At 60.9% G+C, this 25,836-nt stretch carries 23 protein-coding genes and 1 tRNA gene; 16 read left to right on the forward strand and 8 right to left on the reverse strand.

Annotation, left to right across the window (positions count from 1 at the left end; translation table 11 throughout):
* Nucleotides 1-31: 31 nt before the first annotated feature.
* Nucleotides 32-1,939, forward strand: coding sequence for a DEAD/DEAH box helicase (locus HB780_RS29205; RefSeq protein WP_183691454.1), 1,908 nt, complete (start codon nt 32-34; stop codon nt 1,937-1,939).
* A 291-nt stretch (nt 1,940-2,230) separates the two neighbouring features.
* On the opposite strand, the gene HB780_RS29210 is transcribed toward HB780_RS29205, so the two are convergent.
* Both HB780_RS29210 and HB780_RS29215 read right to left on the reverse strand, forming a co-directional pair.
* Nucleotides 2,231-2,704 carry a VOC family protein gene (locus HB780_RS29210; protein WP_183697595.1) on the reverse strand — a complete coding sequence of 158 codons (474 nt, stop codon included), beginning with the start codon at nt 2,702-2,704 and terminating at the stop codon, nt 2,231-2,233.
* 255 nt (nt 2,705-2,959) lie between these two features.
* On the reverse strand, nt 2,960-6,598 hold the full coding sequence (locus HB780_RS29215; RefSeq protein WP_183691456.1) for an ATP-binding protein: 3,639 nt from the start codon (nt 6,596-6,598) through the stop codon (nt 2,960-2,962).
* Nucleotides 6,599-6,821: 223 nt separating this feature from the next.
* On the opposite strand from HB780_RS29215, the gene HB780_RS29220 reads away from it, so the two are divergent.
* Together HB780_RS29220 and HB780_RS29225 are read left to right on the forward strand one after the other, a co-directional pair.
* The gene (locus tag HB780_RS29220; protein WP_183691458.1) at nt 6,822-7,271 is read left to right on the forward strand and encodes a phasin; all 450 of its coding nucleotides are present in this window, start codon (nt 6,822-6,824) and stop codon (nt 7,269-7,271) included.
* Nucleotides 7,272-7,500: 229 nt separating this feature from the next.
* Nucleotides 7,501-7,577 (forward strand) — tRNA-His (locus tag HB780_RS29225).
* A gap of 51 nt (nt 7,578-7,628) precedes the next feature.
* Here HB780_RS29225 and HB780_RS29230 read toward each other — a convergent pair.
* From HB780_RS29230 to HB780_RS29240, 3 genes are all read right to left on the reverse strand, one after another.
* Nucleotides 7,629-7,778 (reverse strand): hypothetical protein, encoded by a 150-nt coding sequence (locus HB780_RS29230; RefSeq protein WP_183691460.1) that lies wholly within the window; start codon nt 7,776-7,778, stop codon nt 7,629-7,631.
* Nucleotides 7,768-8,595: a hypothetical protein gene (locus HB780_RS29235; protein ID WP_183691462.1), complete on the reverse strand. Its 828-nt coding sequence runs from the start codon at nt 8,593-8,595 to the stop codon at nt 7,768-7,770. Before HB780_RS29235 ends, HB780_RS29230 begins: the two co-directional genes overlap by 11 nt.
* A gap of 359 nt (nt 8,596-8,954) precedes the next feature.
* A complete protein-coding gene (locus tag HB780_RS29240; RefSeq protein ID WP_183691463.1) occupies nt 8,955-9,836 on the reverse strand; it encodes a LysR family transcriptional regulator in 882 nt (293 codons plus the stop codon).
* A gap of 114 nt (nt 9,837-9,950) precedes the next feature.
* Here HB780_RS29240 and HB780_RS29245 point away from each other — a divergent pair, with 114 nt between their 5' ends.
* The 11 genes from HB780_RS29245 to HB780_RS29295 all read left to right on the forward strand — a co-directional run bounded on the left by HB780_RS29245 (nt 9,951) and on the right by HB780_RS29295 (nt 21,468).
* Nucleotides 9,951-11,447 (forward strand): CoA-acylating methylmalonate-semialdehyde dehydrogenase, encoded by a 1,497-nt coding sequence (locus tag HB780_RS29245; protein ID WP_183691465.1) that lies wholly within the window; start codon nt 9,951-9,953, stop codon nt 11,445-11,447.
* Between the two features lie 145 nt (nt 11,448-11,592).
* On the forward strand, nt 11,593-11,940 hold the full coding sequence (locus HB780_RS29250) for a VOC family protein (protein ID WP_183691467.1): 348 nt from the start codon (nt 11,593-11,595) through the stop codon (nt 11,938-11,940).
* Nucleotides 11,941-12,200: 260 nt separating this feature from the next.
* Nucleotides 12,201-13,271: a YjgN family protein gene (locus tag HB780_RS29255; protein ID WP_183691469.1), complete on the forward strand. Its 1,071-nt coding sequence runs from the start codon at nt 12,201-12,203 to the stop codon at nt 13,269-13,271.
* Complete coding sequence (locus tag HB780_RS29260) at nt 13,243-14,340, forward strand: M48 family metallopeptidase (protein WP_183691471.1); 1,098 nt, start codon at nt 13,243-13,245, stop codon at nt 14,338-14,340. The genes HB780_RS29255 and HB780_RS29260 overlap by 29 nt, the downstream gene beginning before the upstream one ends.
* Before the next feature lie 135 nt (nt 14,341-14,475).
* Nucleotides 14,476-14,964, forward strand: coding sequence for an iron-responsive transcriptional regulator RirA (rirA, locus tag HB780_RS29265; RefSeq protein ID WP_183691473.1), 489 nt, complete (start codon nt 14,476-14,478; stop codon nt 14,962-14,964).
* A gap of 342 nt (nt 14,965-15,306) precedes the next feature.
* On the forward strand, nt 15,307-16,902 hold the full coding sequence (locus HB780_RS29270; protein ID WP_183691475.1) for an ABC transporter substrate-binding protein: 1,596 nt from the start codon (nt 15,307-15,309) through the stop codon (nt 16,900-16,902).
* An 89-nt stretch (nt 16,903-16,991) separates the two neighbouring features.
* Nucleotides 16,992-17,996 (forward strand): ABC transporter permease subunit, encoded by a 1,005-nt coding sequence (locus HB780_RS29275; protein ID WP_183691477.1) that lies wholly within the window; start codon nt 16,992-16,994, stop codon nt 17,994-17,996.
* A gap of 9 nt (nt 17,997-18,005) precedes the next feature.
* A complete protein-coding gene (locus tag HB780_RS29280; RefSeq protein ID WP_183691479.1) occupies nt 18,006-18,899 on the forward strand; it encodes an ABC transporter permease subunit in 894 nt (297 codons plus the stop codon).
* Nucleotides 18,899-19,915 (forward strand): ABC transporter ATP-binding protein, encoded by a 1,017-nt coding sequence (locus tag HB780_RS29285; RefSeq protein ID WP_183691481.1) that lies wholly within the window; start codon nt 18,899-18,901, stop codon nt 19,913-19,915. The genes HB780_RS29280 and HB780_RS29285 overlap by 1 nt, the downstream gene beginning before the upstream one ends.
* Nucleotides 19,912-20,865: a peptide ABC transporter ATP-binding protein gene (locus tag HB780_RS29290; protein ID WP_183691483.1), complete on the forward strand. Its 954-nt coding sequence runs from the start codon at nt 19,912-19,914 to the stop codon at nt 20,863-20,865. Before HB780_RS29285 ends, HB780_RS29290 begins: the two co-directional genes overlap by 4 nt.
* A gap of 75 nt (nt 20,866-20,940) precedes the next feature.
* Nucleotides 20,941-21,468 carry a gluconokinase gene (locus HB780_RS29295; RefSeq protein ID WP_183691485.1) on the forward strand — a complete coding sequence of 176 codons (528 nt, stop codon included), beginning with the start codon at nt 20,941-20,943 and terminating at the stop codon, nt 21,466-21,468.
* 12 nt (nt 21,469-21,480) lie between these two features.
* On the opposite strand, the gene HB780_RS29300 is transcribed toward HB780_RS29295, so the two are convergent.
* The 3 genes from HB780_RS29300 to HB780_RS29310 form a co-directional block, all read right to left on the reverse strand.
* Nucleotides 21,481-22,728: an NAD(P)/FAD-dependent oxidoreductase gene (locus HB780_RS29300; protein ID WP_183691487.1), complete on the reverse strand. Its 1,248-nt coding sequence runs from the start codon at nt 22,726-22,728 to the stop codon at nt 21,481-21,483.
* A gap of 127 nt (nt 22,729-22,855) precedes the next feature.
* The gene (locus HB780_RS29305) at nt 22,856-23,353 is read right to left on the reverse strand and encodes an isoprenylcysteine carboxyl methyltransferase family protein (RefSeq protein WP_183691488.1); all 498 of its coding nucleotides are present in this window, start codon (nt 23,351-23,353) and stop codon (nt 22,856-22,858) included.
* Nucleotides 23,353-24,405, reverse strand: a complete 1,053-nt coding sequence (locus tag HB780_RS29310) for a type III polyketide synthase (protein WP_183691490.1) — start codon at nt 24,403-24,405, stop codon at nt 23,353-23,355. Before HB780_RS29310 ends, HB780_RS29305 begins: the two co-directional genes overlap by 1 nt.
* A gap of 201 nt (nt 24,406-24,606) precedes the next feature.
* Between HB780_RS29310 and HB780_RS29315 the strand changes: the two genes are divergently transcribed.
* The gene (locus HB780_RS29315; protein WP_183691492.1) at nt 24,607-25,149 is read left to right on the forward strand and encodes a tetratricopeptide repeat protein; all 543 of its coding nucleotides are present in this window, start codon (nt 24,607-24,609) and stop codon (nt 25,147-25,149) included.
* 59 nt (nt 25,150-25,208) lie between these two features.
* On the forward strand, nt 25,209-25,835 hold the full coding sequence (locus HB780_RS29320; protein WP_183691494.1) for an RNA polymerase sigma factor: 627 nt from the start codon (nt 25,209-25,211) through the stop codon (nt 25,833-25,835).
* Nucleotide 25,836 lies beyond the last annotated feature (1 nt).

Here is a 25,836-nt window from a genome sequence, read left to right on the forward strand (position 1 = left end):
CTGGCGCGCGAAGAATTCCGAAAGACAAGATATGACCGAATTCGAAGGCATCGTTCCGGCGATCGCACAGGCTTTGGCAAAGCGTGGTTACGAAACGCTGACGCCGGTACAAAAGTCGATGCTCGATCCCGACCTTGCTGGCAAGGACGCATTGGTTTCGGCCCAGACCGGCTCCGGTAAGACGGTAGCCTTCGGCCTGGCGCTGGCCCCGACCCTGCTGGAAGGCGCCGAGCGCTTCGGCCGCGCTGGCACACCGCTGGCTCTGGTGATCGCGCCGACCCGCGAACTGGCACTGCAGGTCCAGCGCGAACTGGAATGGCTCTATGAGCTGACGGGCGCTACCATCGTCTCCTGCGTCGGCGGCATGGACATGCGTACCGAAAAGCGGGCACTGGAGCGTGGCGCTCATATCGTCGTGGGAACGCCGGGCCGCCTTTGCGACCATATCCGCCGCAACTCGCTCGATATTTCCAAGCTGAAGGCCGTCGTCTTGGACGAGGCCGACGAGATGCTTGATCTCGGTTTCCGGGAAGACCTCGAATTCATCCTCGAAACGTCGTCGGCCGAACGGCGCACGATGATGTTCTCGGCGACCGTGCCGCGCTCGATCGCCAAGCTTGCCGAGAACTACCAGCGTGATGCTGTCCGCATTGCCAGCGCCACGGAAGCCAAGCAGCATGTCGATATCGACTATCGCGCGCTGACGGTCGTGCCGAGCGACAGGGAAAATGCCATCATCAACGTCCTGCGCTACTACGAAGCGCAGAATGCCATCGTCTTCTGCTCGACGCGCGCAGCGGTCAATCATCTGACGGCACGCTTCAACAATCGCGGCTTCTCCGTCGTTGCCCTCTCCGGCGAGCTCAGCCAGAGCGAGCGCACGCATGCGCTCCAGGCCATGCGCGACGGTCGTGCCCGCGTCTGCATCGCCACCGACGTCGCCGCTCGCGGCATCGACTTGCCGGGCCTCGATCTGGTGATTCACGCCGACATACCGACCAATCCGGAAACGCTGCTGCATCGTAGCGGCCGCACCGGCCGCGCCGGCCGCAAGGGCGTCAGCGCCCTGATCGTGCCGCTCAGCGGTCGTCGCCGCACCGAACGCCTGCTGGAAGCAGCCCGCATCCGCGCCACCTGGGCAAAGCCGCCGTCGGCCGATGAAGTCAGCCAGCGCGACGACGAACGTCTTCTCGCCGATCCGATCTTCTCCGCGCCGTTGCATGACGACGAACAGTCCCTGGTGCAGCAGTTGTTGCAGAGCCATGGTGCCGAACAGGTCGCCGCCGCATTCCTGCGTCAATACCGTGCCGGTCATTCCGCGCCGGAAGACCTGCAGGACACACCAGCCGAGGGTGAACGCAAGAAGCCTCGCCGCGACGATTTTCCGGTCACGCAGTATGACGAAGCGTCCGCCGGCGCTGGCCGCAATGATTTCACCGATGGTGTCTGGGTGTCGCTCTCTGTCGGCCGCAAGCAGAATGCCGAGCCGCGCTGGCTGATCCCGATGCTCTGCCGCAACGGCAACCTGACCAAGCGCGATATCGGCGCAATCAAGATGCAGCCGGAAGAAACCTTCGTCGAGTTCTCGGCCGAAGGCGCAGAACGCTTCCTGGCGGCGATCGGTCCGGACAAGGCTCTGGAACGCGGCATCCGCGTCAAGCCGCTCGCCGGCATCCCGGATTTTTCGCAGACCAAGCGCGAGGGAGGCTACGGTAAAAAGCCCTTCGCCGACAAGGCTGCGCGCCCGCACGACGACAGCAAGCCGAAATGGAAATCCGACCGCAAGCCGGAACGGGCACAGGCAGGCGAGGGCGCTTCCGACAAGAAGCCCTGGGTGAAGAAGCCGGGCAAGCCGAATTTCGCCAAAAGCGATGCCGGTCCGCCAGCCGGTAAGCCGAATTTCGCTAAGCGCAAGGCCGTGAAGGCTCGCGGCGAATAGGCTTCAACTGCTGAACTCGCCTGAGAGTGCAGCACCCCCCTCTGTCAGCGAGGCTGACATCTCCCCCACAAGGGGGAGATTGGTGACTCGTGGCGTCTTCTTGCCACAGGCAAACATCGCATCTGCAGAGACCTAAGCATGATTGCTTTGTTAGGCGGTGCGGCATCCTCCCAATGATCTCCCCCTTGTGGGGGAGATGTCACGAAGTGACAGAGGGGGGGTGACGAAGGCTCGGCATATTGAGAAACCGGATTTTGTCTCGAAAGCCCTCTATCGCAGCCAGAACCCAATTCACCCGCGCCGCGCGGCTTCGATCACCCCGACATCGATTTTCTTCATGGTCAGCATCGCATCGAAAGCTCGCTTTGCTTGATCACCGCCTGCCGCAAGCGCTTCGGTCATGACGCGCGGTGTGATCTGCCAGGAGATGCCCCACTTGTCCTCGCACCAGCCACAATCCTTTTCCCGGCCGCCATTGTCGACAATGGCGTTCCAGTAGCGGTCTGTCTCTTCCTGGTCGTCAGTTGCGATTTGAAATGAGAAGGCTTCGTTGTGCTTGATTGCGGGACCGCCGTTCAGGCCGATGCAAGCAATGCCCGCAACGGTGAACTCAACAACCAGGACGTCTCCCTGCTTGCCCGCAGGATAGGTTCCAGGGGCACGAATGACGGCGCCGACTGCGCTGTCAGGAAAGGTCTTGGCATAGAAGTGGGCAGCGGCCTCTGCGTCTTTGTCGTACCATACGCATATCGTGTTCTTTGCCATTGCGTAGTCCTCCTTTTGCTCCTGGTTCCCATTCCCTCCCGAATGAAATAAGAAGAAAACTGTCTTTCTCCAGCCCATTTAAGCCGTTTTACGTGCCAAGATGGTCGAAGTGTTCGCCTTTGGACAGACAATTGCTGTCGGTGGCTGCCAATAGGACGGCAATTCCCAAACCCGTAAAATTGCTTTCTCGCCCGCCAACGGCGAGACAAAGCTCCGGATTTGCAGCAGCCGTCAGCTAATTTGACGGACCAAAAATCAATTCGCCAGCACGCGCGGCGACGGGAAGGTGACTTCCACCAATGTCCCCTCGTTCGGCGAGGAGTTGATCGCGAAGGTCGCGCGGTTGGCGTCGACCATGGCTTTGGTCAGCGGCAGGCCCAGGCCGGTGCCATCGCCGCGTTTGCGGGAATTGGTGGACACCTGGCGGAAGGGCTTCATCGCCTGTTCCAGCTCCGAGCGGGTCATGCCGACGCCGGTATCGCGGATGCGCATGACCACGCTGCCATTGCCCTCATAGGAGGTGGAAACCACGATCTGGCCGCCGGATGGGGTGAAGCGGATGGCGTTCGACAGGATATTGAGCGCGATCTGCTTGATCGAGCGCAGGTCGGCGACGACGTTCGGCACGGCTTGCGACAGCGCGGTGCGAATGATGACGCGCTGGCTGTTGGCCTGCGGCTGCACCAGCGACACGGCTTCGGCGATCGCCTCGTTGAGGCCGACGGAGGCAAATTCCAGGTCCATCTCGCCGGCTTCGATCTTGGAGATATCCAGGAGATCGTTGACGATATCGAGCACATGCCGGCCGGAGCGGCCGATGTCGGTCGCATATTCGACATAGCGGGAATGGCCGATCGGCCCGAAGCGCTCGCCGGACATCATGTCGGAAAAGCCGATGATGGCGTTGAGCGGCGTGCGGATTTCATGGCTGACGCGGGCAAGGAAGTCCGTCTTGTGGGCATTGGCGGTTTCCGCCGCGCGCTTGGCGTTGCGCAACTCTTCCTCGGTGCGCTTCCATTGCGTGATGTCACGGATGACGGCGCAATAGCCGTTGGAGGAGTTCAGCCGTCCCATGGTCATGAACAGCGGCACGAAGCCGCCCGACGCCTCGCGGCCCATGACCTCACGGCCGTCATTCAGCACGCTCGCCACGCCATGGCCTGAGAGCCCGCTGAGGTAATCGAGCACGGCCTTCTGGCTCTCATGCGCAAACAGCATAACGAAAGGTTTGCCGCGGGTTTCCTGGTCGTCGAAGTTGAAGAGGGCGCTTGCCGAGCGGTTCATCGAACGGATCTCGCCGTCCTGACCGATGATGACGACGCCGTCCGTTGCCGTTTCCAGCGTCGACTGCAGCTCCTCGATTTCGACCTGCAACTTGCCAAGCTTTTCGATCATGCGCTCCGGCCGCGCCTCTTCGGGCACAGGCTCCGATGCGGAGACGTCATTCTTTTCGAGCGGCATCAGCGCCAGCATCAAGGCTGTGCCGTCTTCCCAGCGGATCGATTGCAGCCGCGCGGTGACCGGCACCAGCGTGTCGTCGGCGCGCACCACCATCATCGTGCCTGGCTGCTCGGTCTTGCCTTCGAGGTCATGGCGCTGCAGCAGCGCATCCAGCCCGCCAACATGGTCGAGGTCAGTGAGGCTCTCATAGCCCGTCAACCGCAGGAATTCCGGATTGCCATGGATCAGCCTGTCGCCGGCGTGGATGAGAATGGCGAGCGGCAGTTGATCGACGATCTCGTCCGACAGGCCATTGCGCATTTTCACGCGCGACGGGATGGCGGTGTTCAGGACGCCCAGCGGATCGAGATGCTCTTCCGGCTTGGATGCTTCTGCGTCGGGAGCGGTTTCTTCCGCCGGCTTTTCGGCTTCAACCAGAGGCTCCGGTTCGGACTGCACGACGGCGTCGGTCTCTAGCGCGATTTTGTCCTGCGGCTGGTCTTCGGCGATGTTGTCGTCGGTCGTACCGGACAGGATCTCGTCCGCCACGTTCGGCTTTGGAGCGGCTTCGGCGGTTTCTTCCGGCTGTGCGCCCTCTTCGGGTTGATCGGTGCGCTTGCCAAAGGGCTCAAGCTGACGGGCGATCTCGCGGAAGGCTGCCTGTTCGCTCAGCGACAGGCCGCCCGGCATCGAGGAACGCCGCTCGTGGAGCTGGATGATCTTGTCGGTTTCGCGGCGGTTCGGCGTCTCGGCAATCGTCAGCGCCGGCGGCTCTTCACTCGCGAGAGCGGATTCCTCTGTTGCCTCGGGAGCGGTTTCCTCTCCTTCGGCAGCATGTTCTTCCGCTACGGACTGCAGCGCTTCTTCGGCAATTGCCGGAGCCGTCTCAGGTTCTTCCGTAGTGTCCGGCGCCGGAGCGGCTTGATCTTCTTCCGCTCCCAGCGTCAATCCGAGCTTCATCGGATCTTCGATGGCGTCCGAGAGACGGACGACGCCGAAGCCCCTGAAGCCGTCGAAGTCGCGGTTGCGCGTATAGGTCGGCAAGGCGGCGAGATCGACCGGCACCATCAGGCTAGTGTTTTCCACCGGCCAGTAGATCGTTCGGCCGGACCATGTGTCGCGTCGTGCCAGAAGCTCGGCGATCTTGCCGTCGGGATCGAGATTGAAATGCGCGGCGACGTCGGTGAAGGCAATGCCCGTCACCTGGGCGGCATGCGGCCCGACTGCTTCGGCGAATTCACGCGAAACCTCGCTGAAGCGACCTTCGGCGTCGATCTTCCAGACGAAGCGGGTGGCGCGGCCATTGCGCCTGAAGGCGAATTCCTCCGGCCGGCCCTCCGCGACTGCATCGTTTTCTGGAGCAGCCGGCTCGGCGCTCGCTTCCTCGTGCTCCACTGGGCTTTCGGCGACAATCGGCGCAACCACGTCATCGGTTTCGTCCGTCAGTTTGTCGGCATGCGCAGCTGCTTCGATCTGCTCCAGCGTCGCGCCGTCCATTGTTGCCAACTGGCCGAGATCCTCGCTTGCGGCATCGGATTCCGCGGGCGTCGTCTCATCGACATTGACGTCTTCCGGCGCGTCTTCGACTTCCTCGATATCCGCTACGGCGTCGAGAACATCGGCAGAGGGAGACGCGGCGTTCGCGGCAGGGGCTGTGTCGGGAGTGGATGTCGGCTCGACCGGTGCGATCTCAAGCTCGTTGCGTGCCTCTTCCGCCTCCGGCTCGACCTTGGCGATTGCGGCCGGCGCGGCGGATGTGTCAGGGCTTTCGGTTGGATCGAGATGACCGAGCACGGTTTCGACGACGAAGAGCAGATGCAAAGCGGGGATTTCCGACAGCTTGCCGACGGCGGCGGGCAGATAGCCACGGCCGGTCGGGATCGGCCGCTTGATCAGCCGTTCCGGCAGTGCCCCCGCCATGGTCGTCAACATTTTCGCGGTGTGCGGCGTCACGCCAAGGGCCTCGAAGCCGGCGGACGCGGCGATGACGTCGCCGTCGCGGCCGATCACGGCCATGTGCGTGTCGGGATCATCGAAGCCGTCGATCATCCGTCGGGCGCTTTCCATTGCGGCCAGCGGCTTGGTCGAGACCGGAGAGGAAAACAGGATCGCCTCTTCGCCCGCCTGGACGCGAATGACTTCGACGGCGGCGTTGACGACGGCACGCTGGAAACCGGAGGCCATGCGGATCAGGAAGGTGCGCTGGTCGCCAATGGCGCCAAGCCCGCGTGCCGTCGCTTCGATCTGGCGGAAGGAGACGTCGCCGGCTTTCGGTCCCTGGTCGAGGAAGTCGTAAATGATGTCATAGCCGAAGAGATTGGCGCCGGCGCCGTTGGCCCAGAGAACCCGATCCATGCCTGCCGAAAACATCACCATGGCTTCGCCGCGCGCAAAACGTTCCCGAACGCGGGGGTGCACGGCGATGTCAATGAATGGATACTGGACTGCGGGCATGTTCCAACCTGCTTTGCGGGCGTGACCGCCTCTCTTGCTTTAACGCTTTATTAATACCGCTGCCCCGGTTTCAGGTCCAGCGGATGGCCCGTTTTTCGGGTGGCAGGGTTAACGCGTTGTGCGGCGCACAAATATGTTGCACTGCACAATAAATTATATTATATAAGGCTCACTCACATTCACGAAGGGCGCTCGGAGGAGGGCCCACACTAGGAGCGTTATCATGGCTACTGTAAAGAAAGACGACGTTTTTTCAACGGCTGCATTCGACCCTTCCAAGCTCTCCGAATCCTTCCGCGATTTCGCGGAAAAGGGCGCGGCACAGTCCAAGGAAGCCTTCGCCAAGATGAAGACCGCCGCCGAAGAAGCCGGCAAGACCGTTGAAGCCACCGTGCAGACGGCTCAAGCTGGCTCTGTCGAGATCGGCCTCAAGGCCATCGACGCGCTGCGCATCAATGCCGAAAGCTCGCTGGCGCACATGGAAGCCCTGCTTCGCGTCAAGTCTGTCGCCGAACTCTTCGAACTGCAGACCTCCTTCATCCGCAAGCAGGCTGAAGTGACTGTCGAGCAGGCCAAGTCCATTCAGGACACCACCAAGCAGGTTGCTGAAAAGCTGGCAAAGCCGGCCAAGGATGCGGCTGAAAAGGCCATGTCCTCGTTCAAGGTAGCCTAATCTCCCCAAAAGCCTCCCAAGGCCAAGGCGTCCCGTTTTCAGGTGAAAGCTGTGAAGACGGGACGCTTCTGATTCCAGGGCACATAGCGCCCTTTTTGCCTTCGCCCGAAGGCGCGACGTCCCAAGAGTCGGGTATCATGCCCAGCTTTTTCATATTGCGGGTAGATAGGACTTGAAATAATTTCAAAGTCCTCGTATGTCACCCCCGTTCGCGGCGACGCGAGCATGTGCGGTTGTAGCTCAGTTGGTTAGAGCGCAGGTTTGTGGCACCTGAGGTCGGAGGTTCGAGACCCCCCAACCGTACCATTTCTTCCTATGATGGATAAGAGATCATGGCTCCCCGGTATCGGCCGCGAGCTATTTCTTGCCTTCGGGCTTCTTCACGACATGTCCCGGCGAGATCGGATCGCTCGCGGGAAAGGTCTCTTCGAGCGCCTCCTCGAGATAGTCGTCCTGCTCCTTGTGCTCTTTCTCGGCCTGCTTCGTTTTCTTTTTCTCAGCCATCATCCTTACTCCCCAAGCTGTTCCCTAGATAATTAGACCATGGTTTGCCCTTGTCCAGTATGACCCCATCTGGGCGCACGCGTCTTGGCACCCACCGGGAGATGTTCCTAGAATGTAATCCGTGACACGATCGTCGCACGGCCGCGAGGGGGTATTGCGGGAGTCTCGGGGGAACTCTGAATGTCTTTCTGGCCGCGAGCTGTGCGGCGCCGGGGATGGCTCTTTCGACTGCCGCAATATCTTGTGGGCTAACCTTGGAGGCGGAGCAGGCGCCCGGTTTGTTCCAGAGGTTCTTGGCAATGCCACTGCCGACCGCCGCGGTGATGGCCGTCCCGGCCACATCATTTCGCTGAACCTTGTTCGCTTTCACCATTCCCTGGATGGCCTCGCCGAGTATTTTGGCGGAATCCTCGAATGACACGTTGCGAACCTGGTCGAACCTTTTGTCATTCTCGCCATCGACAATGCAATGGTGCGCCGTGAACATCCAGTCGTGGATCATATAGGCCGGTGCATAACCCCACGGCGACAGTCCCTTGAAGATCTGCGCGATCTTCGGAATGGAACCACCGTCGGTGTACATCAGGCCGGGCTGGATTTTGGCGCCGGGCAGGGAGCGATCAGCTCGGCGGAACGTCAGGGGATCGGCGGGATCGGGAACGAAGACGAACTTGCCATCTCCGCTGGAATTGCCCTCTCCAACCCACATCACGAACAGGCTGCCAGTTAGCGTCGCCGGAGCCAGCTGCGAAAAGTCGACAGTCGTGCATGCGCTGAGACCAACGGCAAGCGCCGTGAAAAATGCCCCGCCTTTCAACATCAAGCGCTCCCTCGGAATCTGCTCGGATGAAATGAAAGTCCATCTCTCTACTTATGCACGAGTTGGTCGTATGCGCAAATGAAACCGGAAGTCTCAAAAGGCGAGGACATACTGCCGGCTTCCCATGGAACCCTGCCTGTTCCCGACCGTTAGCCAATATCAGCAACAAGACGGAAGGAACTGGCATGTCCGTGCCACGCGAGCCCATACCCGAGATGCCGCCGATGCCCGATCCAGGTTGGGCACCAAAACCGCCGATAGAGGAGCCGGATCCCGACAGGTTGCCGGATGAAATTCCTATGCCCAATCCCGATGAGAACGAGGAGCTGCCGAAGCATGCGTTGTGTCGGGTGTAACACTCACAAAAACATCCGCCGCTCTTCGCTCACCAGTTCCTGCAGAAAATCCGCGACGGTGCGAACCCGCACCAGATCGCGGGCACTTTCGTGATAGGTCGTCCAGTAGGCGCGCTTGATCGAGATATCGGGCAGGATGCGGGTCAGTTCCGGATATTGGCGGGCGATATAGTCGTGCAGGATGCCGATGCCGGCGCCGGAGCGCACCGCTTCCGTCTGGCCGATGGAGGTGGAGATTTCGAAGGAGGCGTCCCAGCTGCGCATGATCTCGCCGGAGAAGTTCAGCGAGGCGGTAAAAAGCAGGTCTTCGACATAGCCGATGCGCGGATGCAGTTTCAGCGCCTCGATGCTGTCGGGCAGGCCGGCCTTGTCGAGATAGGCCTTCGAGGCATAGAGACCGAGCGTGTAGTCGGTCAGCTTGGACGATATCAGCCGCCCCTGTTCCGGACGTTCCAGCGTGATGGCGATATCAGCCTCGCGCTGCGACAGCGAGAACGAGCGGGGGACGGGCACGAGCTGGATGCGCAGCTCCGGATAGCGCGCGATCAGCCGTCCCAGGCGCGGTGCGAGGAAGGAAACGCCGAAGCCGTCGGGCGCGCCGATGCGCACCGTGCCGGTAATGGCGCTGTCGAGATGGCCGACACTCGCCTGGGCGCGCAGCATCTCGGTTTCCATGCGCTCGGCCGCATGCAGGAAGATTTCGCCTTGGGCCGTCAGCTCGCAGCCATTGGTGCGGCGCACCAGCAGCCGGGTTTTCAGCCGCTCCTCCAGCGTCGTCACCCGCCGCGACAGCGTCGCATGGTTGACCCCAAGCCGCTTCGAGGCCGCGAGAATCTGCCCCGTGCGAGCCACGGCGAGGAACATGCGGACGTCATCCCAATCCATATGCGCACATCTCGGACTTCAATTTTTGCACAACGGTTGCTTATAACAGCTCATTGATTTGTGCAAATTGAAGTGCGATCCTAAAGCCATCAAAGAAAACGAGGAGGCACATCCATGCATGAGATCGGTCATTTCATCGGCGGCAAGCACGTCGCCGGCACCAGCGGACGCACAGCCAACGTCTATAATCCGGCAACCGGCGAAGTTCAGTCGACGGTAGCGCTCGCCAGCGTCGAGGAAATCCGCGCCGCCGTCGAAAATGCCAAGGCAGCGCAGCCCAAATGGGGTGCTACCAATCCGCAGCGCCGCGCCCGCGTCTTCTTCAAGTTCGTCGAGCTGCTGAACAAGCATATGGATGAGCTGGCGCTCATGCTCTCCAAGGAGCACGGCAAGACGATCGACGATGCCAAGGGCGATGTTATTCGCGGCCTGGAAGTCTGCGAATTCGTCTGCGGCATTCCGCATCTGCAGAAGGGCGAGTTCACCGAAGGCGCCGGCCCGGCGATCGATATGTATTCCATCCGCCAGCCGGTCGGCATTGGCGCCGGCATCACGCCGTTCAACTTCCCGGGCATGATCCCGATGTGGATGTTTGCGCCGGCAATCGCCTGCGGCAACGCCTTCATCCTGAAGCCTTCCGAGCGTGATCCTTCCCTGCCGATCCGCCTTGCCGAACTGATGATCGAAGCTGGTCTGCCGGCGGGCATCCTCAACGTTGTCAATGGCGACAAGGCTGCGGTCGACGCCATCCTGACGGACCCGGATATCGGCGCCATCTCCTTCGTCGGCTCGACGCCGATCGCCCGCTACGTCTACGGAACAGCGGCTGCGAACGGCAAGCGCGCACAGTGCTTTGGCGGCGCCAAGAACCACATGATCATCATGCCGGATGCCGATCTCGACCAGGCCGTCAACGCCCTGATGGGTGCCGGCTATGGTTCCGCCGGCGAGCGCTGCATGGCGATCTCCGTCGCTGTTCCCGTCGGCGAAGACACAGCGAACCGCCTGGTCGAAAAGCTGATCCCGAAGATCGAGTCGCTGCGCATCGGCCCTTACACCGATGACAAGGCCGACATGGGCCCGGTCATCACCAAGGATGCCTATAACCGTGTCAACGGCCTGATCGATCGCGGTGTCGAAGAGGGCGCCAAGCTCCTCGTCGACGGTCGCGGCTTCAAGCTGCAGGGCTACGAGGACGGCTATTTCGTCGGCGGCAGCCTGTTCGATCACGTCACGCCGGACATGGATATCTACAAGGCCGAGATTTTCGGACCGGTCCTCTCGGTCGTCCGCGCCAAGAATTATGAAGACGCGCTCGAGCTGCCGATGAAGCATGAATATGGCAACGGCGTTGCCATCTACACCCGTGACGGCGATGCCGCCCGCGATTTCGCCTCGCGCATCAACATCGGCATGATCGGCATCAACGTTCCGATCCCGGTTCCGCTCGCCTACCACTCTTTCGGCGGATGGAAGGCATCGAGCTTCGGCGACCTCAACCAGCATGGCACGGACGCGATCAAGTTCTGGACCCGCACCAAGACGATCACCGCCCGCTGGCCGTCCGGCATCAAGGACGGCGCTGAATTCGTCATGCCGACAATGAAGTGATCGTCGTCGATCTCTCTTGAAATCCGCCGCCGCCCGATGTTGAGTTGGGCGGCGGTTTTTTATTGCGGTTATTTCCCGCGCCGTCATCTTGCCGGAGCCTATGCTTTGCACTAGAACAAAACAGGAACAATTGGAGGATGTTGCGATGCCCGCAACCTATCAGATCGACTATCTCGAATTCCCATCGACCGATGCGTTGAAAACCCGTCGCTTTTTCGAGGAAGCTTTTCATTGGAGCTTCGTCAGCTACGGACCGACCTATCATGTCATTGAGGCTGCCGGGATCGACGCCGGGATTGATGGCGATGCGGGGGAGGCTGCCGGCACGCCGCTGCCGGTCGTGCGCACGACGGATCTCGAAGCGGCACAGCGTGCTGTCGAATTCGCCGGCGGCGTGGTGACGCGGCCCGCTTTCGACTTCCCCGGTGGCCGGCGGTTTCATTTCCGCGAGCCGGGCGGTTGCGAGATGGCGGTGTGGATTTCGGTGCCGTGAGTCTTGTGAGGCGGGCTTTGGGTGTGGCTTTGTGGCCGCAGTCCCGGTCCTCGTCGCGCCAAGCCAGCATTGTTGATTTCGACATCCTGTTTTTTCCATTGCCTGCCGCTAAATTTCCTGCTCTCAAATACAACGCCGAAGCGAATTTACGCTTCGAGACACACTCGGCGGCGCAAGTGTCGGCTGTGTCGTGATGGCGCAATCGTGTCCGGATGCGTCGCGCAAGCGACCCGGCAATAGTGGGGGCAGGGGTTTCCAGCATGGCAGTCGTCGAAAAAAGCTATCCGGTCGGGGAGAACCGGTCTTTTCAGTGTGCGTCCTTTGGTGGCAACGCCAAGGAATATTTCGGTATCTGGATCGTCAATGTTCTGCTGACGATCGTCACTTTGGGCGTCTATTCGGCCTGGGCGAAGGTTCGGCGCAACCGTTATTTCTATGGCAATACGGCGCTGCTCGGACATACGTTCGAATATCACGCCAAGGGCAAGCAGATCTTCATTGGCCGCCTGATCGTCTTCGGTTTTCTGATCGTCACGCAGATCGTCACAACCGTCGCGCCGCTCGCGGCGCTAATCGTTACGCCGCTGCTGATCCTGGCTTTTCCGTGGTTCCTCATGCGCGGCCTGCGCTTCAATGCCCGCGTGACCAGCTATCGCAACGTCCGGTTCGATTTCGTCGGCACCTACGGCGGCGCTTTCAAGGCCATCTTTCTAGGCGGCCTCGTCACGATCTTCTCGGTCGGGATTCTCGCACCCATCGCTGCCCGCTGGTTCTATCGATACGTTTTCGATAATCTGCGTTACGGCGACCGGCCATTTTCGACCAACCCGACGTTGGGCGCGTTCTACAAGGCGCTCGGTGTTGCCATCGCGGTCGCTCTGATTGGCCTCGTTGTTCTCGCCGGCTTGGCTTTCGCGATCTCAGGGACATCGCCCGAGGCTGCCATGTCCGGATCGATGGGTAGGGTGAGCGTTTGGCATTGGGCCATCATTGGATTTGTGATCGTCTATGCCGTTGCAGGGCTTTTCTATCGGGCCATGGTGCGCAATATCGTGTGGTCGGCGACCATGATCGACCGCCGGCATAGTCTCCTTAGCGATCTTAGCCGTCGGCGGTATGCGTGGATTGCGATCTCCAACGTGATCGTCACATTTGCAACCCTCGGCCTGATGCGCCCCTGGGCGGCGGTGCGTCTGCAACGTTATCTCGCGGAGCATACCGCCATCCATGTCGATGGTGACATCGGCGTGGTGATCGATCAGGTCCGCTCGAGCGGCGGAGTGATTAGCGCGGAGTATCTCGATGTCGACGGTTTCGACTTTGGCTTCTGATGGACCAGCGATCGCGGCGGGCCTCTGGCATCCGCCGCATTCCAGCCGCGCTATTCCGGCGCGGCTCGTCGACATCGGCGGGTCGCTGACCGTGCTCTCGGACGAGGACGATGAGAAGGACAAGCGTCTCGCCTGGGGCATCCGTTCCGACATCGAGATCAGCCCGCGCGTCGGCTCCGTTCCCCGCCGTATCGTGTTCGGAAACGAATCCGTTTTCGAAACGCGCGACAATGACGCGGTCGATGCCTATCTCCAAGGTCGCGGCGAAAAGCGCAGCGGTTTCGTGCACCGGTTGGAGATCGTCCGTCCGCGGATGATCGCTTTTGCCGTCGCGACGATCGTGCTCGCATCTGTCATCTATCACTATGCCTTGCCGGGGCTGGTAGAGGTTGCGGTGCTGGTGACGCCGCCGGTGGTGCCGGAGATCATGTCGGCGGGCACGCTGAAGACGCTGGACCAGACGGCGCTCAGCCCGAGCAAGCTCCCGGAGGACAGGCGCAAGGACATCTCGGATCGGTTCGAAAAAATCGCCTCCCAGGCCGAAGGCGGCGCCGGTCGCTACAAGCTGAATTTCCGCGATGGCGGTATCATCGGTCCGAATGCCTTCGCGCTGCCAGATGGTAATCTCGTCCTCACCGATCAGCTGGTCGATCTTGCGGGTAACGATACAGAGATGATCACCGCCGTTCTCGGCCACGAGATCGGCCACGTCGAATACAAGCACAGTCTCCGCCAGCTTTATCGCGCCGCCGGTGTCGCCGGCCTGGTGATGCTGATTGCCGGCGACGTCGGCTCCGGGGTACAGGATGTGCTGACCCAGGGCGGCGGCCTTTTGGCGCTTTCCTATTCCCGTTCGGCCGAAGCCCAGGCAGATCGTCGTTCGGTCGAACTGATGCAGGCGGCTGGCATGGACCCGACGGCGCTGTCACGTTTCTTCGATACCCTGGAGACCAAGCTGAACGATCATTCCGATACCAGCATGCTGTCGACCCATCCGGGCACACCCGAACGCAAGCAGGCAATCCTCGACTATGCCAGGGAGCTTAGAGACAAAAAGGTGCAGTCGTGAAAACCGCTCTTGATCCGGTCGGGTTCGTCAGAATAACGTGAATGTAAATTTCATATTTTGGAATTGTTCCAAACTAAGAAAAGCACTATATAGCTCTCGATCCGTCCTTTGCGGCCTCGATTCCAGGAGATCGGCATGCGCCTGACCAAGCAGACCAACTACGCAGTGCGCATGCTCATGTATTGCGCCGCCAACGAAGGCTACTTGAGCCGGATTCCGGAAATCGCCAAGGCCTATGGTGTTTCCGAGCTGTTTTTGTTCAAGATTCTGCAGCCGCTGACCAAAGCTGGCCTGGTGGAAACCGTGCGTGGTCGCAATGGCGGCGTGCGTTTGGGCAAGCCGCCGACCGATATCAGCCTGTTTGATGTCGTCCGGGTGACCGAGGATAGTTTCGCCATGGCGGAATGCTTCGAAGACGGTGCCGTCGAATGCCCGTTGGTGGATAGCTGTGGCCTGAATTCGGCGCTGCGCAAGGCGCTCAATGCCTTCTTCGACGTGCTGGCGGAATATTCCATCGATGACCTCGTCAAGGCCCGCCCGCAGATCAACTTCCTGCTCGGCCTGGACCACCTGGACCACAGGGGTATCGCCAAGAAGATGCCGATCACGGCACCGGCTGCCTGATCGCGCTTTTTAGGTCGAGTATGTTTTCAATCCGCGGTTGCCTGAGGCAGTCGCGGATTTTTGTTTGTATTGTCGCGTAATATTGTGCCGGGCATTGGTGATTTCGAAGAAGAAAATGCCGAATTGTTCGGAAAAAATATCCAAAATACGAATGACCTATCCGGATTATTGCCTACGCGGCGCATTTTTTATGCAAAAATTTCCAAACTCCATAATTTGGAAAAAATTTGGGCGGCCCATGTTGCTTTCATACATTAAATAGCGTTCCATCGCCCACGATCCGGATAGGGACCTTCTAGGAACCACGGCTTCAAAAGAAGAACAAACCTGGGAAACGACATCATGAAAAAGATCTCTGTCCTCTTGGCAGTGACCGCTTTGACTACGGTCATGGCGACGTCCGCCTGGTCGAAAACGTTTGTCTATTGCTCGGAAAGCTCGCCGGAAGGTTTCGATCCGGGAATTTATACCGGAGGCAACACGTTCGATGCCTCTTCGCGTACGGTCTACAGCCGTCTCGTCGAATTCAAACACGGTAGCACCGAGGTTGAGCCGGGTCTTGCTGAAAGCTGGACTGTTTCTCCCGACGGCAAGGAATACACCTTCAAGCTCCGCAAGGGCGTGAAGTTCCAGGTGACCGATTTCTTCACGCCGACGCGCGAGCTTAATGCCGACGACGTCATTTTCTCGTTCGAGCGCCAGCTCAAGTCGGATAGCCCCTGGGCCAAGTATGTCGCTGGCGGCTCCTATGAATATGCTGAGGGCATGGGCTTCCCGACCCTTATCAAGTCGGTCGACAAGGTCGATGATCTCACGGTCAAGTTCGTGCTGAACCGCCCGGAGGCACCGTTCATTGCCGACCTCGCCATGGATTTCGGCTCGATCCTCTCGAAGGAATATGCTGACAAGCTGCAGGCCGACGGCAAGATGGCGCAGATGAACCAGCAGCCGCTCGGCACTGGCCCGTTCACCTTCGTCGCCTACCAGCCCGACGCCGTCATCCGCTACAAGGCGAATGAAACCTATTTCAAGGGCAAGGAAAAGATCGACGATCTCGTTTTCGCGATCACACCGGATGCTTCCGTTCGCGCGCAGAAGCTGAAGTCCGGCGAATGCAACCTCATGCCTTACCCGAACGCCGCCGACATCAAGGATCTGAAAGCCGACCCGAAGCTCAAGGTTCTCGAGCAGGCCGGCCTGAACGTGTCGTATCTTGCCTACAACACGCTGGTCGCGCCCTTCGACAAGGTCGAAGTGCGTAAGGCCATCAACATGGCCGTCAACAAGCAGGCGATCGTCGACGCGGTTTTCCAGGGCTCCGCGTCGGTTGCGACGAACCCGATCCCGCCGACCATGTGGTCCTACAACAAGGACGTCAAGGACGACGCTTACAACCCCGACGAAGCCAAGAAGCTGCTTGAAAAGGCTGGCGTCAAGGATCTCAGCATGAAGATCTGGGCGATGCCGGTGTCGCGTCCCTACATGCTCAATGCGCGCCGCGCCGCCGAGCTGATGCAGGCGGACCTTGCCAAGATCGGCGTCAAGGTCGAGATCGTCACCTATGACTGGGCTCAGTACCTGAAGCTCTCCTCTGCCAAGGACCGCGATGGTGCGGCCATCCTCGGCTGGACCGGCGACAACGGCGACCCGGACAACTTCCTTGATACGCTGCTCGGCTGCGATGCCGTCGGCGGCAACAACCGCGCCCAGTGGTGCAACAAGGAATTTGACGCTCTCGTGAAGAAGGCCAAGCAGACCGCCGACGTCAAGGAGCGCACCAAGCTTTATGAAGAGGCTCAGGTCGTCTTCAAGAAGGAAGCTCCGTGGATGACCATCGACCATTCGGAAGAATTCATCCCGATGACGAAGAATGTCTCCGGCTACGTTCAGGATCCGGTCGGCGTTCACCGCTTCGACGGCGTCGATATCGCCGAATAACAAAAAACCTGTGAGAATGCCCGGCTAAGACCGGGCGACCCGGCGGTCAGGCAAAGTGCCTGACCGCCGGAAAAATTTGGACACCTGTCATGTTGCGATTTCTTTTCAGCCGTCTTGCGGTGCTGATCCCGACATTCCTCGGCGTATCGATTATCGCCTTCTCCCTCATCCGGCTGCTTCCGGGCGATCCTGTCATGCTGCTCTCGGGCGAACGGGTCATGTCGCCGGAGCGACATGCGCAGATCTCCCATGATCTCGGCTATGACCGCCCGATGGTCGTCCAGTACGGCAGTTACATCTGGAAGGCACTGCACGGCGATCTCGGCGCCTCGATCACCACCAAGCGTGATGTGCTGACCGACTTCTTCACCTTCTTCCCGGCAACGCTGGAACTATCGATCTGCGCCATGATCCTGGCGATCTGTCTTGGCATTCCGGCCGGCGTTTTCGCCGCCGTCAAGCGTGGCACATGGTTCGACCAGAGCGTCATGGGTGTGGCCCTCGTCGGCTATTCCATGCCGATCTTCTGGTGGGGTTTGCTGCTGATCATCGTCTTCAACGGTTACCTGCACTGGACGCCGGTTTCGGGCCGCATCGGCCTCATCTATTTCTTCAAGCCGATCACCGGCTTCATGCTGATCGACAGTCTGCTGTCCGGTCAGAAGGGCGCCTTTGCCTCCGCGCTCAACTCGCTGATCCTGCCGACGGTCGTGCTCGGCACCATTCCGCTTGCCGTCATCGCTCGGCAGACGCGCTCGGCCATGCTGGAAGTGCTCGGCGAGGATTATGTCCGCACTGCCCGCTCCAAGGGCCTCTCGCCGCTGCGCGTCGTCTCCGTGCACGCGCTGCGAAACGCCATGATACCCGTCGTCACCACCATCGGCCTGCAGGTCGGCGTGCTGCTCGGCGGCGCCATCCTGACGGAAAGCATCTTTTCCTGGCCGGGTATCGGCAAGTGGATGATCGATGCCGTCTCCAAGCGCGATTATCCCGTAGTGCAGGGCGGCCTTCTTCTGATCGCCGGTATCGTCATGCTGGTCAATCTTGCCGTCGACCTGCTCTACGGCTTCATCAATCCACGTATTCGTCACTAGGAGCGGCCCATGAGCACGGTCAGTGTCAAGTCCGACCGCCCCTCCGCTCTTGCGGAGTTCTGGTATTATTTCTCGCGAAACAAGGGCGCCGTCATCGGGCTGGCGATCTTCGTTTTCGTGCTGTTCCTGGCGATCTTCGCCGGCATCGTCGCCCCGCATGATCCGGACGCCGCCTATGGCAGCGCCATGCAGCGCCTGCCGCCCTTCTGGACTGAAGGCAGCAATAGCAGCTTCCTTTTCGGTACCGACGCCAATGGTCGCGACCTTCTCTCGCGCCTGATCTACGGCACGCGGTTCTCGCTGTTCATCGGCCTCGTGGTCGCCTCGCTTTCGGCGCTCGCCGGCATCCTGATCGGCCTTGTCGCCGGCTATGTCCGCGGTAGCACCGATACGATCATCATGCGCGTCATGGACATCATCCTTGCCATCCCCTCATTGCTGCTTGCCCTCGTGCTGGTGGCGATCCTCGGGCCTGGCCTGACCAACGCGATGATTGCGATCTCGATCGTCAACCAGCCGCATTTCGTCCGCCTGACGCGCGCTTCGGTGATGGCCGAGCGTGACAAGGAATATGTCATTGCCTCGCGCGTTTCCGGTGCCGGCCCGCTGCGTCTGATGTTCAAGACCATCCTGCCGAACTGTCTCGGGCCACTGATCGTGCAGGCGACGCTTGCCTTCTCCTCCGCGATCCTCGATGCCGCCGCCCTCGGCTTTCTCGGCCAGGGCGCACAGCCGCCGACACCAGAATGGGGCACGATGTTGGCGGATTCGCGCGAATTCTTCCAGAGCAACCCCTGGCTGGTCACTCTCCCCGGTCTCTGCATCCTGATCACGGTTCTCGCCATCAATCTGATGGGCGACGGCCTGCGCGATGCCTTCGACCCGAAGCTGAAGAGGTCGTAATGGCGCTTCTCGATATTCAGAATCTCACCGTCGAATTCCAGACCGCATCCGGCCTGTTCCGGGCGGTGGACGGTGTCTCGCTCACCTGCGACAAGGGGGAAATCCTCTCGATCGTCGGCGAATCCGGCTCCGGCAAGTCCGTGTCCATGCTGGCGCTGATGGGGCTTCTGCCCTGGACGGCGAAGATTACCGCCGACCGCATGATGTTCGATGGCAAGGACCTGCGCGGCATCTCTTCGCGGCAGCGCCGCAAGATCGTCGGCAAGGACATGGCGATGATCTTCCAGGAGCCGATGTCGAGCCTCAATCCGTGCTTCACGGTCGGCTTCCAGCTCGGCGAGACCCTGCGCATTCACATGGGCCTCGACCGCAAGGCGCGCCGCGAGCGCTCGATCGAGCTTCTGAATCTCGTCGGCATCCCGGCGCCGGAAGATCGCCTGTCGAATTTTCCGCACCAGATGTCGGGCGGCATGAGCCAGCGCGTCATGATCGCGATGGCGCTTGCCTGCAATCCGAAACTCCTGATCGCCGACGAGCCGACCACAGCACTCGACGTGACCATCCAGGCGCAGATCCTCGACCTGCTCGTGCGCCTGCAGCAGGAGCAGGGCATGGCGCTGGTGCTGATCACCCATGACATGGGCGTGGTGGCCGAGACCGCCGAGCGCGTGCAGGTGCAATATGCCGGCCAGAAGGTCGAGGAGCAGCCGGTCAAGGCGCTGTTCCGCGATCCGCATCATCCCTATACGGCGGCACTTCTTTCGGCTCTGCCGGAGCGGGCCATCGTCGGCCAGCGCCTGCCGTCGATTGCCGGCGTCGTTCCCGGCCAGCATGACCGTCCCACGGGCTGTCTTTTCGCGCCCCGCTGTTCGTTCGCGACGCCCGAATGCGATCGCGGCGTCAAGCGCCAGGGCATCGAACTCGGCGTAACGCTCTGCAATTATCCGCTGGAACACGGCAAGCCGCTCGGTCATCCCGGCCTTGTCGCCACGCAAACAGCAGGAGGTGCCGCATGACCGGCGCTGTTCTCGAAGGGCGCGATCTCGCCCGTTTCTACACCGTCAAGCGCGGCAGCTTCAAACCGGAGGCGACTGTCAAGGCGCTGAACGGCGTCAGCTTCAGCCTGCAGTCGGGCCGCACGCTCGCCGTTGTCGGCGAATCCGGTTGCGGCAAGTCGACGCTCGCCCGTCTGGTAACGATGATCGAACATCCGACATCCGGCGAATTGCTGATCGACGGCAAGCCGGCGAAGATTGGCGACCGTAGCCTGCGCAGCGCTGTGCAGATCGTCTTCCAGAATCCTTACGGCTCGCTCAATCCGCGCCAGAAGGTTGGTTCCATCCTCGAGGAGCCGCTGAAGATCAACACCGATGATGATGCCGCCACCCGCCGTGGCAAGGCAGAGGCTATGATGGCACGCGTCGGTCTGCGTCCGGAACATTACGACCGCTATCCACATATGTTCTCCGGCGGCCAGCGCCAGCGCATCGCCATTGCCCGCGCCCTGATGCTGAACCCGAAGGTGCTGGTGCTGGACGAGCCGGTTTCAGCGCTCGACCTGTCGATCCAGGCGCAGGTGCTGAACCTTCTGATGGACCTGCAGAAGGAGATGGGCCTTGCCTATCTCTTCATCTCGCACGGTCTTTCGGTAGTACGCCACATCGCCGACGACGTCATGGTGATGTACCTCGGCCGCCCGGTGGAAACCGGCACGGCGGAAGAGGTCTTCACCCGCCCGCGCCATCCCTATACGGCAGCCCTCCTGTCGGCGACGCCGATCGCCGATCCGGATCGCGCGAAGAACCGCATCCGCCTGCAGGGAGAGTTGCCATCGCCGCTCAATCCGCCGATCGGATGTCACTTCAATCCGCGCTGCTGGCGTGCGCAGGATAAATGCCGTCAGGTCATGCCGGAACTGACGGGCGAGGGGACGCACAAGTTTTCTTGCTTCTTCCCGCTGGATTGATCCAAGTTGCGAATCGGGCATGGCCGGTCTTTCTGGCCGTGTCCGATTGATGATTATTCATTCAGGGCGAATTCAATGAGCGATACATCAAGCACTTCCCTCGCCATCATTGTCATGGGCGTCAGCGGCAGCGGCAAATCCTCGATCGGCGAAAAGATGGCTGCTCGGCTCGGCCTGCACTATGTCGAGGGTGATGCGCTGCATCCCGCCGTAAATGTCGAGAAGATGAGCAAGGGCATCCCGTTGACGGACGAGGATCGCTGGCCCTGGCTCGATGTGATCGGTCAGGAGATCGCCGCGAGCCTTGCAAAAGGCGAGGGCATCGCCGTTTCCTGCTCGGCATTGAAACTTGTCTATCGCGAGCGTCTGCGGGCTGCCGCCGGCGGACACCTCTATTTCATCTATCTCGACGGCTCGAAGGAATTGCTGACCAGGCGCATGGGCGAACGCAAGGGCCACTTCATGCCGTCGTCGCTGCTGGAAAGCCAGCTCCGCACGCTGGAAGTGCCGACCGGCGAGCCCGGCGTGGTCACCGTCAGCATCGATGATACCATCGACGGCATCGTCGAGGCTGCACTGAAGGGCCTTGCCGCTATCCGTTGAAGCCTTGCAATATCAGGGCGCAAACCGGTCCGGCGCATAGGCCGAGATATCGATGAAGGGCGTTTCGCCGGTGATGAGTTCGGCAAGAACGCGGCCGGTCACCGGCCCGAGCGTCAGGCCGTGATGGGCGTGGCCGAAGGCAAACCACAACCCGTTATGGCGCGGCGCCTTGCCGATGATCGGCATCATGTCCGGCGTGCAGGGGCGAGCGCCCATCCAGGGTTCCGCATCGAGCCGCTCGCCGAGCGGAAAGACGGTGCGGGCAACGGCTTCGGCGCGGTCGAGCTGCACCGGTGTTTTCGGTGCGTCGCGCAACGCGAATTCGGCCCCGGTCGTCAACCTGATGCCGCGGCTCATCGGCGCCATCAGGTAGCCGCGCTCCGCATCCAGCACCCAATTGTTGAGGACGGCGTTGCCCTCGGCGGCGTAATGCATGTGGTACCCACGCTTGACGCCGAGCGGGAAGGCGTAGCCAAAACGCTTCGTCACCTGATCCGCCCAGGGGCCAAGTGCGACGACGACATCCTCGGCCTCGATCGAGCCTTCCGCCGTCACCATCTTCCAGCTTGAGCCGGACAGGCCGAGCGAGACGGCGTCGCCGGTCGTCACGCGGCCGCCGATGCTTTCGAAATATTTGCGATAGGCGGCGGTCAACCCATGTGGATCGAGCACCGACCACGGATCGCGCCAGCGCAGGGCGCCCGCGAAACTGTCCTTGAGATGCGGCTCCGATGTTGCCACGTCCGCGCCGGTCAAGGCGTCGGAGGTGATGCCGAATTCGCGGCTGAGACGCTCAGCCTCGGCGAATTCCGCATCGCGTTTCTCGTTCGAGCGGTAAAGCTCTATCCAGCCGTCCTTGCGGATAAGCTCTTCTGCATGCGAGGCCTCGATCAGATCATTATGCTCGCTGATTGAATGCGCGATCAGTGGCGCATAGGCGCGCGAGATCATCTCATGCCGCTTGGTATTGGAGTTCCACCAGTAGCGCGCGAGAAAGGCGATCTGGCTCGGCAAGGCCTTGAGATGATAATGCGCGTCGATGCGGTTGTTGAAAGCATAACGCAGCAGCAGACCGAATTGCTGCGGAAAACCGTAGGGAACAACGCCCTCGCGCTGGATCAGGCCGGCATTGCCGAACGAGGTTTCCTGACCGGGCGGCTTGCGGTCAACGAGGGTGACCTGGCGTCCGCGCCGTTGGAGGTGGATGGCTGTCGATACGCCGACAATGCCCGCGCCGAGCACGATTGCGTCTTTTGTCATGATCCCCTGCTATCCGCATGCTTGTTTTTCTGCGCCTGATCCCGAAAGACGCTCGGCCCCTTCCGGGATCAGGCTTCAAGCATTGAAAATGCCTGCCAAAATGCTGCGGTGCAAATGAAAAATGCGATCACGCCATGGCCTGATCCAGGGCCGCATTCTCGGCGCGAATGCGTATCGCGAGGATGGCGGCGTTGAGCAGCGAGAAGATGACGGCATGGAGCGGCAGGCCGAAGGCAAGCGGCAATACGGCGATCTCGCCGACCACCACGGCATAGTTCGGATGGCTGAGAAAGCGGTATGGTCCGCTTACCACCAGCGGCGCTCCCGGGAGTATGATGATCCGGGTGGTCCAGCGACCTTTCAGCGTTGCAAGCACCCAGACGCGCAAGCCTTGCAACACCATGAAGGTGATGAACCAGACAGGGACGACCGGTTGCCCGGTCGCGAAGAGCCACAGGCTGATGAGCCAGGCGGCATGCATCGCCACCATATAGGGATAATGCCCCGGCGCGATCTCCCGGCCACCCTGCGCGAGAAGTGCAGCGGTGTTGCGCCGGGCATGGATCAGTTCGGCAAGCCGCTGCAGGGTGACGAAGGTCAGAAGTGCGATGGACGGCCAGAGCATCAGGCAACCCTCTTCAACGTGATGCAGCTCGCCGTGAAGCCTGGACCCATGGCGACCATGGCCGAGCGCCTCGGCAGGCCGGCAAGAATGGCGCGCTCCAGTACGAAGAGCACCGTCGGTGACGACATGTTGCCATAGTCGCCGATTACCTCGCGCTCGATATCCAGCGAGCCTGGCTCGAGACCGAAGGCGGTCTCCAGTGCCTGTAGCACCTTGGTGCCGCCGGGATGGCAGATGAAGCGGTCGATATCGGAGATATCAAGGCCGGCGCGGTCGAGAATGCCGGCGACGGCGGGCTTGATGTTCGCCTCGGCAAAGGGCGGCAGCGATTGTTCCAGGATAATGCCGAAGCCGGTATCGTCGATCTTCCAGCCCATGATGCCGAGCGTATCGGGAAAGAGATGTTCGCCTGTCGATTCGATCTCGGCCAGCCCCTCCTTGCCGGTCCGCAGGATGCAAGCGGCCGCGCCGTCGCCGAACAGCGCCGTGGCGATAATGTTCGGCCGCGTCAGCTCATCCAGCCGGAAGGCGAGGGAGCAGAGCTCGATGGAAACGAAGAGCACGACGGCGCCCGGACGGCTCTTCGCCATGCGCGAGGCGATGGCAAGTCCGGAGACGCCGGCCGCGCAACCCAGCCCGAAGACCGGCACGCGCTCGATATCGGAACGGAAGCCCATTTCGCGCGCAAGCCGCGCCTCTAGGCTCGGTGTCGCAAAGCCGGTCGAGGATACGGTGACGATGCAATCGACCTCTTCAGCCCGAAGCCCGGCGCGTTCCAGCGCCTTGGTCGTTGTCTCCTTGAAGAGCTGGCTTGCGACCTCGGCATAGGCTTCCATACGGTCCTGCCAGCCATGCGGCTGTTCGAACCAGGAGAGCGGACGGGCGGCATGGCGTTTACGGATGCCGGCGCTTTCGAACACGCGGGCAAGATGTTTGAAATCGCGGAACCGATCGGAAAACAGGCGGCCGGCGGTCTCGGCGGCTTCCGTTTGGTGGATGATATTATCGGGCGTGGCGACGGCCAGACTGACAAGCTTGACGGTATTGGTCACTCGGTTCTCCTTGGCGACCCTCGGCGGGGTACGCAGGAGGAAACACGCCATCGTCAGCACTTATTCGGAACCCGTCGGTCACGAAGGAGTGATGGCCCGGAGGAAATCCGGTCGCGAGAAAAAATATCTGATGGCTGCGAATAAAATGAACGGATGGCGTGTTCTCCCATCGCAACGTTCATTTTGCCAAGGAGCAATCCCATGACCACCACCGCTTTCCGCCTGGCCTCGGCCGCTCTCGGTGCCTGCCTTACCCTCGGCGCTTTCGTAATTCCCGTCTTCGCAGCCGGCGACGATTCGAGCACGACGCCGACCTGCAAGAAGGGCGAGATCTACGACCAGAAGACCAAAAAATGCGTGAAGCAGCAGGGCGCGAATATCACCGACGAAAACCGCGCCGACTATGCCTATTCGCTGGCCAAGAAGGATCATCGCTATGAAGAAGCGCTGGCCGTTCTCGACACCTTGCAGAACCCGAATACGGCGGAAGCGCTGAACTATCGCGGCTATGTCACCCGCAAGCTCGGCCGCACGGATGAAGGTATTTCCTACTATAAGAGGTCCGTCGCCATGGACCCGAAATACACGCTGGTTCGCGAATATCTCGGCGAAGCCTACGTCATCAAGGGCCAGATCGACCTCGCCAAGGATCAGCTCAGCACCATCAAGGCGCTCTGCGGCAACACGTCCTGCGAAGAATATCAGGATTTGAACAGCGCCATCCAGAATCCGTCGAGCCTCTGATTTCAGGGTCGGACCTGAGATGGCCGGCATAAGCAGTGAGTATTGAGAGGGATATCAGAGTGTCAGTCGCTCATTCCACGATTTCTGCTTATAGTCGGACACGATCGGAACCGTCGGCAAGGCCGGCGGTTCCCAAGAACGAGAACCTCGCGGAGGGTGTCATCGCCAGCGAAGAGGATATCAGGGCGGGCCTGTCGCAGCATCTGACGCGGCTCTGGCGCTATGCCGTCGTGCTGTCGCGTCAACGCGACGTGGCGGATGATCTGGTGCAGGCAACCTGCGTCAGGGCGCTGGAGCGCGCGCATCAGTTCATCGCCGGTACGCGGCTCGACCGCTGGCTGTTTTCGATCCTGCATTCGATCTGGCTGAACGAGATCCGCTCTCGCCGGGTGCGCATGGGTCAAGGCTTCGTCGATGCCGATGAGGCATTGGTCTTCGACGGTGCGCGCGAGACGGAGACGCATATCTTGGCGGGGCAGGTGCTGAAGCAGGTGCAGGCGCTGCCGGAAGCGCAGCGCACTGCCGTCTTCCTCGCCTATGTCGAAGGACTGTCCTATCGCGAGGTGGCACAGGTTCTGGATGTGCCGATCGGAACGGTGATGAGCCGGCTGGCGGCGGCGCGGGCCAAGCTCGCCGATGGCATGGGAGCGATGGACGAGGCACGACTGGGGAACGGACATGAGTGAA

The organism is Rhizobium lusitanum, from assembly GCF_014189535.1.
In the GTDB taxonomy this organism is placed as follows: Bacteria; Pseudomonadota; Alphaproteobacteria; order Rhizobiales; family Rhizobiaceae; genus Rhizobium; species Rhizobium lusitanum_C.

Bases quoted from the DNA above. Each gene is read 5' to 3' on its own strand.
- HB780_RS29205 (WP_183691454.1), top strand. From the start codon at position 32: ATGACCGAATTCGAAGGCATCGTTCCGGCGATCGCACAGGCTTTGGCA.
- HB780_RS29210 (WP_183697595.1), bottom strand. From the start codon at position 2,704: ATGGCAAAGAACACGATATGCGTATGGTACGACAAAGACGCAGAGGCC.
- HB780_RS29215 (WP_183691456.1), bottom strand. From the start codon at position 6,598: ATGCCCGCAGTCCAGTATCCATTCATTGACATCGCCGTGCACCCCCGC.
- HB780_RS29220 (WP_183691458.1), top strand. From the start codon at position 6,822: ATGGCTACTGTAAAGAAAGACGACGTTTTTTCAACGGCTGCATTCGAC.
- HB780_RS29230 (WP_183691460.1), bottom strand. From the start codon at position 7,778: ATGATGGCTGAGAAAAAGAAAACGAAGCAGGCCGAGAAAGAGCACAAG.
- HB780_RS29235 (WP_183691462.1), bottom strand. From the start codon at position 8,595: ATGTTGAAAGGCGGGGCATTTTTCACGGCGCTTGCCGTTGGTCTCAGC.
- HB780_RS29240 (WP_183691463.1), bottom strand. From the start codon at position 9,836: ATGGATTGGGATGACGTCCGCATGTTCCTCGCCGTGGCTCGCACGGGG.
- HB780_RS29245 (WP_183691465.1), top strand. From the start codon at position 9,951: ATGCATGAGATCGGTCATTTCATCGGCGGCAAGCACGTCGCCGGCACC.
- HB780_RS29250 (WP_183691467.1), top strand. From the start codon at position 11,593: ATGCCCGCAACCTATCAGATCGACTATCTCGAATTCCCATCGACCGAT.
- HB780_RS29255 (WP_183691469.1), top strand. From the start codon at position 12,201: ATGGCAGTCGTCGAAAAAAGCTATCCGGTCGGGGAGAACCGGTCTTTT.
- HB780_RS29260 (WP_183691471.1), top strand. From the start codon at position 13,243: ATGTCGACGGTTTCGACTTTGGCTTCTGATGGACCAGCGATCGCGGCG.
- rirA (WP_183691473.1), top strand. From the start codon at position 14,476: ATGCGCCTGACCAAGCAGACCAACTACGCAGTGCGCATGCTCATGTAT.
- HB780_RS29270 (WP_183691475.1), top strand. From the start codon at position 15,307: ATGAAAAAGATCTCTGTCCTCTTGGCAGTGACCGCTTTGACTACGGTC.
- HB780_RS29275 (WP_183691477.1), top strand. From the start codon at position 16,992: ATGTTGCGATTTCTTTTCAGCCGTCTTGCGGTGCTGATCCCGACATTC.
- HB780_RS29280 (WP_183691479.1), top strand. From the start codon at position 18,006: ATGAGCACGGTCAGTGTCAAGTCCGACCGCCCCTCCGCTCTTGCGGAG.
- HB780_RS29285 (WP_183691481.1), top strand. From the start codon at position 18,899: ATGGCGCTTCTCGATATTCAGAATCTCACCGTCGAATTCCAGACCGCA.
- HB780_RS29290 (WP_183691483.1), top strand. From the start codon at position 19,912: ATGACCGGCGCTGTTCTCGAAGGGCGCGATCTCGCCCGTTTCTACACC.
- HB780_RS29295 (WP_183691485.1), top strand. From the start codon at position 20,941: ATGAGCGATACATCAAGCACTTCCCTCGCCATCATTGTCATGGGCGTC.
- HB780_RS29300 (WP_183691487.1), bottom strand. From the start codon at position 22,728: ATGACAAAAGACGCAATCGTGCTCGGCGCGGGCATTGTCGGCGTATCG.
- HB780_RS29305 (WP_183691488.1), bottom strand. From the start codon at position 23,353: ATGCTCTGGCCGTCCATCGCACTTCTGACCTTCGTCACCCTGCAGCGG.
- HB780_RS29315 (WP_183691492.1), top strand. From the start codon at position 24,607: ATGACCACCACCGCTTTCCGCCTGGCCTCGGCCGCTCTCGGTGCCTGC.